The organism is Monashia sp. HAY1-5C, assembly GCF_056755255.1.
The window spans coordinates 1-10,757 of sequence record NZ_JBPGXG010000144.1; the positions used below are offsets into that span (position 1 = coordinate 1).

The following is a 10,757-nucleotide window of genomic DNA, read 5'->3' on the forward strand; positions in this document are numbered from 1 at the left end:
TCCGTCGTCGGCAGCGTCAGATGTGTATAAGAGACAGGTGCAGGGCGAGGCGTTCCGGGTCAGCCGATGGTGGCGGCAAAGAGGTGCATGTTCTGGTTGGTGGGCAGGGTGATCCACGCAACCTGCTTGCCCGCGGTGAGCGGGACGGTGGCGGCGTACAGGCTCACGGGCTGGTTCACCCGCGTGCCGTCGGACTGGTTCAGGTACGCCGTGGTCGCCGCGAGCGCGCCCCCTTCCGCTGCCTGGTTCGCCCACCAGTCCGAGAAGGACACCGTCGCGGCCGATGTGGTGCCGTCGGCGTAGGTCACGGTGAGCTGTCCCTTCTGGACCCCGCCACCGGCTCCGGCCCCGAGCAGGGAGAGCTGCGTGCCCGAGCCGTTCATCGCGATGACCTGCCCGGTGGCGTTGACCTCGTTCGGCTTCCCGGCCGGGACGTCCGGCCACGTGAACGTCGACGTCCCGGCGGTGACCGTGCTGCCGGGTGTCACACCGACGGCGGCCAGCGCCTGCGCCGAGAAGCTGTGTCCCCAGCCGTCGAAGTTGCCCAAGGCCGTGGCAGAGTCGTCGGTGACGCCGACCTTCTCGTACGCGGCCGCGAAGGTGGGGTAGCCGACCGTCACCGTGGCGGACCCGCTCGGCTGCGGGCGGCGGTCGGAGCCGGTGAAGCTCGTCGCGCCGAACACCGTCCCCGGACCGCCGACCGTGTCGGCAGGCACGGCCACCGACCAGGTGGTCGACACCGTCTGTCCCGGGTTCACCTGAGCGAAGCTCGCCGGGGACTGCGCGGTGGCCTTCCAGCCGCGCGGCACGGTGAGCGCGGTCACGGCACTACGCACCGGAGCCGTGGCGCCGTTCGTGAACTCGGTGGTCACCGACATGGTGGAACCCGGCATGGCCAACGTCGGGGCCTTCACCGTCGTGTACTGCGTTCCGTTGGTCACGGTGCGCCCGACGTTGAACGTGTCCGTGAGCGGTAGCGAACGCGAGGAGGCCCCGACGTGCACGGTGTAGCTGCCGGCTGCCAGCGTCCAGCCCTGCGCGGGGGTGTTCCAGTACGACGCGTCCTGGGCGGTGATGTCGAACGTCACCCTCTTCGTCTCGCCAGGCTGCAGGTGGACCTTCTGGAAGCCCTTCAGCTGCCTGGGCGGCTCACCTGCGCTGGCCGGAACGCCGAGATAGAGCTGCGCGACCTCGGCGCCCGCCCGCGACCCGGTGTTCGTCACGTCGACGCTGGCCTGCACAGATCCGTTGCCCGACAGCGTGCGTGCGGACAGGTCGAGGTTCGAGAACGCGAACGTGGTGTAGGACAACCCGTAGCCGAACGGGAAGAGCGGGGTCCGGTTCTTCGCGTCGTACCAGCGGTAGCCGACGTTCAGACCCTCGGAGTACTGCACCTTGCCGTCCACGCCGGGCCACTGGGCGTCCGTGGAGGCGGGCACCTGGTCGAGCGAGGTGGGGAAGGTGACGGGGAGCTTGGCCGACGGGTTGGCGTCGCCGAACAGCAGCGCGGCGATGGCGTTGCCGGCCTGCTGGCCCGGGTACCAGGCCTCGAGGACGCCCTTGACCTTGTCGAGCCACGGCATGGTGACCGCTGAGCCGGTGTTGAGCACGACGATGGTGTTCGGGTTGGCGGCCGCGACGGCGTCGATGAGGTCGTTCTGGTCGTCGGGCAGGTCGATGTTCGGCTGGTCGCCGCCCTCGCCCTGGTAGAGGTTTGCGTACACCACCGCCACGTCGGACTTGGCGGCCAGAGCCGCCGCCTGCTGCGCGAGAGCGGCCTTCGGCGGCAGCCAGCCCAGGTTGACGTAGGCCCCGCCGGTGCCCTGGTAGTAGTCCACCTCGATCTGCACGGGCTTGCCCGCGGTCAGGTCGACCTGGCCCGTCTCGGTGTGCGCGCCCTGGTCGCGCCAGTTGTCGATGACCTGCTTGCCGTCGATGAACAGCCGAGTGCCGTCGTCGCTGGTGACTCCGAAGGTGTACGTGCCGGTGACCGGCGGCGTCACCGTCCCGGTCCACTTCGTCGAGAAGCCCGCGGCCGGCACGCCCGAGGCAGGTGCACCTCTCCAGTCGAACTTCACCTGCCGGTCGATGCGTGTTGTGGCCGGTGTCCCCGACAGCGTGGTGTTCGCGTAGTACTCGCCCGTCAGACCGTGGCCGGTACCCGACGCCGGAGTCAGGAACTGGCTGTCGATCGCGGGCAGGGTGCCGAAGTCACCCTTCGTGCCCGGGTTGCCCTGCGCGTACTGCACGTCGACGCCGGAGCCGGCGCGTGCCGTGATGCCGTCGTACGGGTTGACGGTCCCGGTGCCGGCGACGATCGCGCTGCCGCCGCCGGCGCTCAGCGTGTTGTCCTTGGCGCCGCTGCCGATGACCGCGATCGAGTTCACCTTGCTGGTGTCCAGGGGCAGGGTGTCCCCGGTGTTCTTCAGCAGGACGGTGCCGTCCTCGGCGGCCTTCTTCGCGACGGCGACGTGCGCCTGGGTGGAAGCGACGACGTCCGGGGTGTCCGCCGACGGGTGCTCGAAGAGCCCGAACCGGAACTCCTCGCGGAGGATGCGCACGACCATGTCGTCGACACGGCTCTGCGCCACTCTGCCGTCCTGCACGGCCTGCTTGAGCGCCGCCCCGAAGAAGGAGTCGTTCGGCATCTGCATGTCCATGCCCGCGTTGGCCGCCTGCACGGTGCTGTGTGTGGCGTCCCAGTCGGACGTGATGAACCCGTCGAAGCCGAAGCTGGTCTTGAGGATGTTGTTGAGGTACGCGTTCTCGCAGGCGTACGTCCCGTTGATCAACGAGTACGAGCACATCGCCGAGGACGGTTGCGCCTCGGCGACGATGGTCCCGAAGGCGGCGGTGTAGATCTCGCGAACCACCCGGTCGTCGATGACTGCGTTGTCGGCGAACGTGTTGCGGTTGGTCTCCTGGTTGTAGACGGCGTAGTGCTTGACCTGGGCCATCGTGCCCTGCGACTGGATGCCCTTGATGTTGGCCGAGCCGATCTGCCCGGCGAGGTACGGGTCTTCGCCGTAGGACTCGAAGGCCCGGCCCCACCGCGGGTCACGCACGATGTTGATCGTCGGGCCGAGGACCAGGTCCGCGCCCTTCGTCTTGGCTTCAGCCCCGACCACCTGTCCGTACGTGTCTGCGAGCGAGGTGTCGAAGGACGCCGCGACAGCGGCCCCGGCGGGCAGCTGCGTCGTGTCGTTCATGCGTACGCCGACCGGGCCGTCCGTCATCTTCAGTGTCGGGATGCACAGCCAGGGCTCGCCCGCGATCTGGCCCGTGTAGGCGGAACCGGCCGCGCCGTGCACGAGGTAGATCTTCTCGTCCAGCGTCATCTTGGCGAGCACCGCTTGGGCGCGTTGGGTGGGCGAGGCGTGCTGCCCGACCCACGGACAGTCGGGGGCCGCGGGGGCCGCCGGCGCGGCGGTGGGGACGACCAGGCTGCCGCCAAAGGCGGCGCAGGTCGCGGCGAGCAGGACGGGCCATCGCTTCAGGCGCATAGCGACTCCATTTCGGTGCGTGGGAAGCCGCGCCGACCGGGGGCGACGCGTGAGAGGAAAATTGGTGCTGACAGGCGTAAGTCGGTCGTGCCCATGCCCGAGAGAGGCCGCCGACGGGTGGCCGGGACCGTTCCTGCACTGATCGCCTCGAGTACCGGTTTTACCGATAAACCGCTAGGATCGGATTTAAGGTAGTGGCAGGTCGAATAGGCGGTCAACACCTTCGAATTTCGATTATCCGCGACGAAATTCGCCGCGAACGGAGGAGCGGGCATGGCCACCTACAGCACCGCGGAGCGGGTGCGGCGAGCCATGCGTGACGAGGTGCTCGACCACGTGTGGCAGCACGGAAGCGCGTCCCGCCCGGAGCTGGAGTCCGCGCTGGGCATGAGCCGCCAGACCGTCGCGGCGGTCGCACAGAACCTGCTGGACGACGGCCTGTTGAGAGAGCACCAGGGCGCGAGCGACGGTCGCGGCCGGCCGAGCCGCCGTCTGCTGCCCCGGTACCCGCCCGGTGCCGTCGTCGGGGTGGACCTGGGCCACCGGCACCTGGGCGTCGCCGTTGCGACGTTCGACCTGACCGTCCGAGCCGAGGCACGGTCCGCGGTGGACGTCGACGACCACCCCGATGTGGCCATGGACGCTGCTGCGCGCCTCGTCCGCCGGCTGGTGGACAAGCTCGAGCACGAGGCCCGGGCCCGCCACACGGAGACCGGACCCGTGACCACCTGCGTCGCCGGAGTGCCGGGACCGCTGAACGCGGCGCGGCAGGCCGTCGCCTCCCCCACGATCCTGGCCAGCTGGTCCGGTCTCGACCTGGCCAGCGAGCTGAGCGACCGCACCGGGCTCACGGTCCACCTCGACAACGATGCGAACCTCGGCGCCCTCGCCGAGCACCGGCACGGCGCCGCTCGAGGCAAGGACAACGTCATCTACGTCAAGGCATCCGACGGCGTCGGCGCCGGGCTCATCATCAACGGGGCACCGGCACGCGGCAGCTCGGGAGCGGCGGGCGAGATCGGGCACACCCAGATCACCCAGGAGGGAGCGTGGTGCCGATGCGGCAACCGCGGCTGCCTGGAGACGATCGTCTCCAGCCAGCAGGTGCTCCATCAGCTGTCTCACCTCCGCCCGGGCGAGTCCGGCCCGCCAGCGCGACTGCACGAGTTCGCCGGCCACCCGGTGGCCCGGAAGATCTTCGCCGAGTCGGGCAGGACGCTCGGCCAGGTGCTGGCGAACCTGTGCGCCCTGCTCGACCCGGCGACCGTCGTCATCGGCGGCGAGATGAGCCAGGCGGACGCCTTCATCGACGGCATTCGCGAGTCGATCCAGCGTCTGGCACAACCCGGCTTCGAAGACCACGTTCAGGTGGTGCCGGCCGCGCTGGGCCTGCGTTCCGAGATGATCGGCAGTCTCACCCTCGCGCGTGACATCGCGCTGCGGTCGGCGCTGACCTGACAGCGCCCACATCGGCTGGCCGCTGACGCTCACGGTGTCTCCCGCCACAACACCGGGGCCGGCGGCTGGCCTCTCGGCGAGCGCCCAGCTTGTAATGAACAGTACGGCATTGCTACTGCTCTTCCGTTTCGTACTGTTTGCCTCTAAGGTCGGGTCACGCCCCGCGCCCTCACGGCGGGGAAGGAAGCCATGGAGGAGACAGAGACAACTGATGCGTCTTATCGACATCGCCCCTGCGGCCCGCGGCTTCTCGCTGGTCCTGCACGGCGGAGCAGACGGCCGGGCCGCGGCGCTCTCCGTGGAGCAGGAGGAGCCGTACGCCGAAGGCCTGGCCGCGGCCTACCGGGCGGGGCGGACGGTCCTCGCAGGCGGCGGCTCGGCCCTCGACGCCGTGTGCGCAGCGGTCGTCGAGCTCGAGAACTGCGTGCTCTTCAACGCCGGTCGGGGTGCGGCGCTCACGGCCGACGGTGAGGCGGAGCTGGATGCATCGGTCATGACCGGTGACGGCCGCGCCGGGGCTGTTGCCGTGACACGACGGGCGAAGAACCCGGTTCTCGCGGCTCGGAAGGTCCTGGAGGAGACCGACCATGTGCTGCTCGTAGCCCCCGACGGAGCTTTGCTCGAAGGCTGGGGCGTCGAGACCGTGGATCCCGAGTACTTCGTGACGGAGTCACGGCGGCAGCAGCTGTCGAGTGTCCGGGCTGGGGTGCTGGCGCAGAGCAGGCACGGAACGGTCGGCGCTGTCGCGCTGGACCTGGCCGGGCGAGTGGCTGCCGCGACGTCCACGGGCGGCATCGTCAACCAGCACCGAGGACGCGTCGGCGACACTCCGGTCGTCGGGGCCGGGACCTATGCCCGGGACGGAGTCGTCGCGGTCTCCTGCACCGGCGAGGGCGAGGCCTTCATCGAGGGAGCCGTCGCCCACGACATCTACGCACGGATGCGGTACGCCGGTGCGGCGCTCCCCGATGCCGTTCGGGCGACCATCGACACCGAGCTCAACGGCCGGGGCGCGAACGGAGGCCTCGTCGCGGTCGGCGCGGACGGCCGGGTCGTCGTGGCGCACAACTCGCCGGCCATGTTCGCCGCATGCGAAGAGGCCGGCGAGCTGGTGACGCTGACGTGAGGACGACGCCGTGATCCGGATCAGGAACGAGATCTTCGCTCGCATGGAGCAGCTTGCTCCGTCCGAGCGCAAGGTGGCGCGCACCCTGCTCGCCGACTACCCCAGCGCCGGGCTGGCCAGTGCCAACGCCCTCGCCAAGGCAGCGGGCACGAGCGCGCCGACGGTGCTTCGCCTGGTGGCACGTCTGGGGATCGGGAGCTACGCCGACTTCCAGAAGCACCTGCGCGAGGAGCTCATGCACGAGCTGCGCGCTCCCGTCCACCGCGCCGAGCGGGAGGCCGAGCGCGGCGGTGACGTGACCGACTTCGGGCGCTTGGTCACGCAACGGGTCGAGCTCGTGGACGCCCTTCGCTCCACGGTGGTTCCCGGCGAGTTCGACCGGGCGGCAAGGTTGCTCGCCGGAGAGGCGCGCACCGTCCTCATCGCCGGTGGCTACTTCTCGCGGTTCGTCGCCGAGATCCTGGCCCGTCAGCTCGACCACATCATCCCCAACGTGCACTTCCTGGCCGACCCCCTCGGCTACGACGTGGGCAAGCTCCACGCCGCACGCAGGAGCACGGTCGTCGTGCTCTTCGACCTGCGCCGCTACCAGCAGCCGGCCCAGCATGTGGCGGCAATGGCGAAACGGGCGAACGCGTCCCTGGTCGTCGTCACCGACGAGGGTCTGTCACCGGCCGCCGGGGACGCCGACGTCGTGCTGACCGTGCCGGTCGGCGGGATCCCCTACGACTCCTTCGCGGCCCTCATGGTGCTCGTCGAAGCCCTCGTCGAGTCGGTGTTCGTCCGGACCGGACCCAAGGGAATCGACCGGATGAAGCTCTGGGAAGAACGATCACTCATCCAGTACGCAGCCGTGGCCGACCGCCGGCCGGAGGAGGAAGCATGATGCAGCCCAACGACGCCGCGGCCACGCGGGCTCCCCTGACGGCTCTGCCGCGCGAGACATCCCAGCAACGCGCGCCGATGGTCAGCCTCAAGGGCGTGGACAAGCACTTCGGTGACCTCCACGTGCTCCGCGACGTCGACCTGACCGTCATGCCGGGAGAGGTGATCGTCGTCGTGGGGCCTTCCGGGTCGGGCAAGTCGACGCTCTGCCGGACGATCAACAGGCTCGAGACCATCGACGCCGGCGAGATCCACGTCGACGGGCGCGCCCTCGCATCCGAGGGCCCCGCGCTGGCGCAGCTGCGCTCGGACGTCGGCATGGTCTTCCAGTCGTTCAACCTCTTCGCCCACCGCACGATCCTCGACAACGTCACGCTGGCGCCGACCAAGGTGCGCCGACTCAAGCGGAAGGACGCCGAAGCCGAGGCGATGGAGCTCCTGGAGCGGGTCGGCATCGCGCAGAAGGCCCACGCCTACCCGGCCGAGCTCTCCGGAGGACAGCAGCAGCGGGCGGCGATCGCCCGGGCCCTGGCCATGCGGCCCAAGGTCATGCTGTTCGACGAACCGACCTCCGCGCTCGACCCCGAGATGGTCAACGAGGTGCTGAACGTCATGACCTCCTTGGCCAGCGAGGGGATGACGATGGTCGTCGTCACGCACGAGATGGGCTTCGCCCGCCGCGCCGCCGACCGCGTCGTCTTCATGGACCACGGACAGGTCGTCGAGCAGGACACGCCTGCTGCGTTCTTCGACGCCCCCAAGACCGAACGGGCGCGCTCGTTCCTCGCCTCCGTGCTCTCCCACTGACCCGGCTCCGACGCCCCCTCCCCACGCCTCCGACGGCGACCTTCTTCGAGGAAACCCACTGAAAGGTACCCACATGTTCAGCGATGCCGTTGTCCGCCGGCGCACCGCCGTTGCCGGTCTGTTCACCTCCGTCGCCCTGGCCCTCAGCGCGTGCTCCACCGCTCCCGTCAACATTCCCGATGGTGACGGTCCGGGCAGCACCAGCAGCAGCGACCAACTCGTCGGCAAGGCACCGGTCGCGGCCGGCGACCTGATCATCCCTGGCTCGACCATGGAGAAGATCAAGAAGCGCGGCAAGCTCGTCGTCGCCACCGCCCTCGATGCGCCGCTGGTCTCCCAGCAGGACCCAGCCGACCCTCAGAAGGTCGAGGGCTTCGATGCGGACCTCGCCAAGATGCTCGCCGTCTACATCCTCGGCAAGCCGAACGTCGAATGGGTTCCCTCGGCAGCCGAGACCCGGGAGGCCCTCCTGGCCAACGGCACCGTCGACGCCGTCTTCTCCACGTACACGATCACCACCAAGCGTGCGGAGCAGATCAGCTTCGCCGGCCCGTACTTCATGTCCGGCCTCGCTGTCGCGGTGAAGTCCGACAACACGAGCATCAAGGGCATCGAGGACCTGGACGGCAAGAACGTCATCGTGCAGACGGGGACGCCCTCGGTCGCCAAGGTTCCGGAGAAGCAGCCCGGCGCGAAGCTCTTGCCGTTCGCCACCACCCCGCAAGGTGTCCACGCCCTCATCCAGGGCCGCGGCGACGCGTACGTCCAGGACTACGTCCTGCTCGCCAGCCAGTCGGCGAGCAACAAGAACATCAAGGTCGTCGGCGCCCCCTTCACCGAGGAGCCCTACGGAATCGGCTTGAAGCACAACGACGCCGCGTTCAAGACTTTCGTCAACACCTGGTTGACGACGATCGAGAAGCAGGGGCTCTGGGCGCAGGTCTGGAAGACGACGCTCGGCTCGGTCGGCGACTCCCCTGCCCCGACACCGCCGGCCATCGGGTCCGTGCCCGGTTCCTGACCGGCGACTCGGCAACAGCGCCAGGAGTAGATCCGGATGAGTATCGCGATCGACCATGTCGAGCCCCTTCTGGAGGGGCTGGGACTGACCCTTCTCATGACCGTGCTCGCGGGTGCTGCGTCCCTGATCCTGGGGGTGCTCATCACCGTCGCGCGGATCAGCCCGATCCCGCCGCTCAGGGCGGCAGCTTTGGCCTACGTCCAGTTCTTCGTCAACGTTCCGCTCCTGGCGCTGTTGATCCTGGCCGTCTTCGCGCTGCCTGACGCGGGGCTGATCCTCCCCGTCATCCCCACGGTGGTCATCGTGCTGGCCGTCTACGAAGCCGCCTACGTCGCCGAGGCGATCCGGAGCGGGGTCAACACCGTGACGCGCGGCCAGATCGAGGCGGCGCGGGCACTCGGGCTGACGCTGATCCAGTCGCTGCGGTGGGTGATCGTGCCCCAGGCCTTCCGGTCCGCCGTCCAGCCGCTGGGCAACATCATGATCGCCCTGGCCATGAACACCTCCCTCGCGGCCGTCGTCGGAGTTCTCGACCTGACCGCCCAGATCAACAGCATCAACCTCGTCTACGCCCAGCCCGTCCTCTTCTACACCGCCGGCGGCCTCGTCTACATGGCGATCGCCCTGGCCATCGGCCTGGCAACCGGGCGGATCGAACGCAAGGTGGCGATCATCCGATGAGCTTCATCTACGACGAACCGGGCCCGCGGACCCGCCGTAACGTGCGCATCGCCTCGGCCATCAGCGTGCTTGGACTGCTGGCGTTGGCGGGAGTCGGCCTGTGGCAGTTCGGTTCCCACGACCAGCTCAACCCGCAGCTGTGGGCGGCGTTCACGCAGTGGGTCGTCTGGCAGTACCTGCTGACCGGGCTGGTCGGCACCCTCAAGGTCGCCGGCACCGTGGCGGTCCTCGGCTCCGTGCTCGGCACCTTCTTGGCCCTGGGGCGACTGAGTCGGGTGCCCCCTCTGCGCTGGCTGTGCGCCTCCTACATCGAGGTCGCGAGGACGGTGCCCGTCCTGCTGCTGATCTACATGATGCTCTTCGGGCTGCCCCAGCTGGGGGTCAACGTACCGACGATGTGGAAGCTGGCCATTCCGCTGACCTTCGTGACCGCGGCCGTCTTCGCCGAGATCGTCCGCGCCGGCATCACCGGACTGCCGTCGGGGCAGGCCGAGGCCGCACACAGCCTGGGCCTACGGCAGTCCCAGACCATGCGCCTGGTCATCCTGCCCCAGGCCCTGCGCAACGTCGCCCCCTCGCTGATGACACAGTTCGTGAGCCTGCTCAAGGACACGACGCTCGGCTACATCGTGGCCTACACCGAGCTGCTCTACCGAGGCCAGCTGCTCACCTCGTACATCAACCAGCTGATCCCCACCTACATCGTCGTCGCCTTCATCTACCTCGTCGTCAGTGGCAGCCTCACCGCGCTCGCGACTCGCCTGCAGAAGCGGACCACCCGCAAGCCTGCAGGCCTGCCCTCGCTTCCTGCCATCCCCGGACTGGAGGAACGCGTCAAGTGAGAAGGGTCGGAAGCCCCGGGCCTCGCGTCGACACCCGCGTCACTTTGACAGCTAGGTGCGGTCACCAGAAGGGTCAGTGAAGGAGCATCGGCTGGTCGGCACGACCGCGCTGTGAGCGGTTACTCAGACACTGCAGGATCGGTGTCCGGCCGGACTCGGTCGAGGTGCTCGGCGAGCCGCTCTCATACGCTGCCCGCCGGTTGTCAGTGACTGCGGCCCCGCTCAGACGCTCTCCACCACAGCATCCATCGCCCGCAGCATCCCTGTCTTCGCGTGGCAGCCGAGGTACTCGAAGTACTGCTCGTCGGCGGCGGCAACGGTGACCTCGTGGTGCAGTCTCAGCCGGGCTGCGGGACCGAGCGTGGACAGGTACTTCATCGCCGCGCCGAAGATCGCCACGTGGGTCGGGTGCTCCCTGGCCCAGTCGTCGAGGT

At 69.0% G+C, this 10,757-nt stretch carries 9 protein-coding genes; 7 read left to right on the forward strand and 2 right to left on the reverse strand.

The window, feature by feature from the left end:
- Window positions 1-59: 59 nt before the first annotated feature.
- The gene (locus tag ACR9ZK_RS18005) at window positions 60-3,503 is read right to left on the reverse strand and encodes a glycoside hydrolase family 3 C-terminal domain-containing protein (protein ID WP_481343331.1); all 3,444 of its coding nucleotides are present in this window, start codon (window positions 3,501-3,503) and stop codon (window positions 60-62) included.
- Window positions 3,504-3,776: 273 nt separating this feature from the next.
- On the opposite strand from ACR9ZK_RS18005, the gene ACR9ZK_RS18010 reads away from it, so the two are divergent.
- The 7 genes from ACR9ZK_RS18010 (at window position 3,777) to ACR9ZK_RS18040 (ending at window position 10,323) form a co-directional block, all read left to right on the forward strand.
- Entirely contained in the window at window positions 3,777-4,961 is a 1,185-nt protein-coding gene (locus tag ACR9ZK_RS18010; protein ID WP_481343332.1) for an ROK family transcriptional regulator, read from the forward strand.
- A gap of 211 nt (window positions 4,962-5,172) precedes the next feature.
- Window positions 5,173-6,087: an isoaspartyl peptidase/L-asparaginase family protein gene (locus ACR9ZK_RS18015; protein ID WP_481343333.1), complete on the forward strand. Its 915-nt coding sequence runs from the start codon at window positions 5,173-5,175 to the stop codon at window positions 6,085-6,087.
- A 10-nt stretch (window positions 6,088-6,097) separates the two neighbouring features.
- Complete coding sequence (locus ACR9ZK_RS18020; RefSeq protein WP_481343334.1) at window positions 6,098-6,973, forward strand: MurR/RpiR family transcriptional regulator; 876 nt, start codon at window positions 6,098-6,100, stop codon at window positions 6,971-6,973.
- 77 nt (window positions 6,974-7,050) lie between these two features.
- Complete coding sequence (locus ACR9ZK_RS18025) at window positions 7,051-7,779, forward strand: amino acid ABC transporter ATP-binding protein (RefSeq protein WP_481343339.1); 729 nt, start codon at window positions 7,051-7,053, stop codon at window positions 7,777-7,779.
- A gap of 73 nt (window positions 7,780-7,852) precedes the next feature.
- Window positions 7,853-8,800 (forward strand): glutamate ABC transporter substrate-binding protein, encoded by a 948-nt coding sequence (locus ACR9ZK_RS18030; RefSeq protein WP_481343335.1) that lies wholly within the window; start codon window positions 7,853-7,855, stop codon window positions 8,798-8,800.
- Window positions 8,801-8,836: 36 nt separating this feature from the next.
- Window positions 8,837-9,481 carry an amino acid ABC transporter permease gene (locus tag ACR9ZK_RS18035; RefSeq protein WP_481343336.1) on the forward strand — a complete coding sequence of 215 codons (645 nt, stop codon included), beginning with the start codon at window positions 8,837-8,839 and terminating at the stop codon, window positions 9,479-9,481.
- Entirely contained in the window at window positions 9,478-10,323 is an 846-nt protein-coding gene (locus ACR9ZK_RS18040) for an amino acid ABC transporter permease (protein WP_481343337.1), read from the forward strand. Before ACR9ZK_RS18035 ends, ACR9ZK_RS18040 begins: the two co-directional genes overlap by 4 nt.
- 222 nt (window positions 10,324-10,545) lie before the next feature.
- Here the strand turns inward: ACR9ZK_RS18040 and ACR9ZK_RS18045 are convergent.
- A partial coding sequence (locus ACR9ZK_RS18045; protein WP_481343338.1) for a phenylacetaldoxime dehydratase family protein occupies window positions 10,546-10,757 on the reverse strand: 212 nt, incomplete at its 5' end.